This is a genomic window from Synechococcus sp. R6-10 (assembly GCF_047461815.1).
Taxonomy (GTDB): Bacteria; Cyanobacteriota; Cyanobacteriia; order Thermostichales; family Thermostichaceae; genus Thermostichus.
On record NZ_JANSHW010000039.1, the window covers coordinates 1 to 1,508 of the forward strand.

Below are 1,508 nucleotides of genomic sequence, written 5' to 3' on the forward strand. Positions count from 1 at the left end.
AATGCGGGCACTGCGGTTGGGAAGGGGATGCGGATTTTAACGGTGCGAAGGTGATTGCGCTTTTGGGGGCTGCTGTAAACCAGCCCAGAGGTTCGTGGTTGGCTTGCCAACTGCAGGGCTGCCGAAAGCCTGCCCTGTACTGCGAAGCAGTCAGGGTCGGGTAGTTTACTAGCAAACAGATCCTGCTTGCCGCTCGAGTTTTGGCAGAGAAGGGGTGGTTCAAGGCACTTCCAACAGAGCCGCTTGCGGCCAGCCGAAGCCAGTTCGAAACACGGCCCTAGCGCTCTGCACTACTTCCGGTCTGGAACCTGCGAACACGACTACCCCTTGCCTGCAGCAAGTACCTACTCATAAATCCAGCTTTGGGCAACCGGTGTCCAGCTCACCAATTCCGACTCATCGAACCAAAGGGCGATCTCCCGCTGCGCGGTTTCAACTCCATCGGAGCCGTGAATGAGGTTGCGGCCAATGTCGATGCCAAAATCGCCGCGAATGGTGCCCGGTTCTGCCTCCAGGGGGTTGGTCTTGCCGATGAGCTTACGGGCGGCAGCAATCACCCCTTTGCCCTGCCAGACCATAGCCACCACCGGCCCCGAGGTAATGAACTTCACCAAACTGTGGAAGAAGGGGCGCTCCTTGTGTTCGGCGTAATGGGCTTCCGCCAGCTCTTGGCTCACTTGCACCAGCTTCAGGCCCACCAATTGGTAGCCCCGGCTCTCCAGGCGCTGGATGATGGTGCCCACCAGCCCCCGCTGCACGCCGTCTGGCTTGATGGCAATAAAGGTGCGCTCCATGGGATCTCCCCTCGTTTTACAGATCTTCACCGCTATCCTTGTACCGGATCGGGGATCCCGAGCGCAAGGGAGCAAAATTAGCGCTTTTTACGCGCCCACCACTGCCAAGGTCAGGAAGGCAGCCCCCACCACTGTAATCGCCCAGCCGGCCCAGCGAGTTAAGCCAGGGATCCGCAACCCCCAGCGTTCTGCTGCCCAAAGGGCCAGGAGAGCTACCCCATACTGGACGGTGCTCAACCCCAGTAGATATCCCACCCAAGGCATGGGTTGGGCGCCGATAATGGTTTCGGCGTAGGCATAGCCATGGAATAGCCCCGCCAGGGATCCCCCTATTAGCAAGAGCCAACTTGGGATCTGCCGCGGTTGCACCAGCAGCAAGCCGAAGAGAACCACCAAAGAGGCAATGGCCAGCTCCGTCAGTCCCAGGGGATCCCAGCCGGCCAGGTGGATCCCAGTGCCCACCAGACCCGCTAGCACAAAGCCCAGCGGGATCCCGTAGCGCCAGGGCTGCCCCGCCGCCACAAGACCGATGGCCACGACGAAGGCCAGGTGATCCAAGCCAATGACAGGGTGAGCCAGCCCGGAGAGAAATCCCTCCCAGGCCGTTGCAGGCAGTTTCCCTCCCAGGGCGTGGTGGGCAAAAGCCGGCGAAAAAAACCCCGTAACTGCCAGTGCTCCCCCAGCAGCGGCAAAGCTGGGGATCCCTTCCTTCCG

The 1,508-nt window shown here is 60.7% G+C and carries 2 protein-coding genes and 1 pseudogene; 1 reads left to right on the forward strand and 2 read right to left on the reverse strand.

Going from position 1 to position 1,508, the window contains the following annotated elements; translation table 11 throughout:
• Positions 1 to 164, forward strand: a pseudogene (locus tag NW837_RS01185) (RNA-guided endonuclease TnpB family protein); the annotation flags it as partial.
• Positions 165 to 344: 180 nt separating this feature from the next.
• Here the strand turns inward: NW837_RS01185 and ndk are convergent.
• Positions 345 to 794 (reverse strand): nucleoside-diphosphate kinase, encoded by a 450-nt coding sequence (gene ndk, locus NW837_RS01190; protein ID WP_011431937.1) that lies wholly within the window; start codon positions 792 to 794, stop codon positions 345 to 347.
• A gap of 87 nt (positions 795 to 881) precedes the next feature.
• A partial coding sequence (locus NW837_RS01195) for a HupE/UreJ family protein (protein ID WP_414328904.1) occupies positions 882 to 1,508 on the reverse strand: 627 nt, incomplete at its 5' end.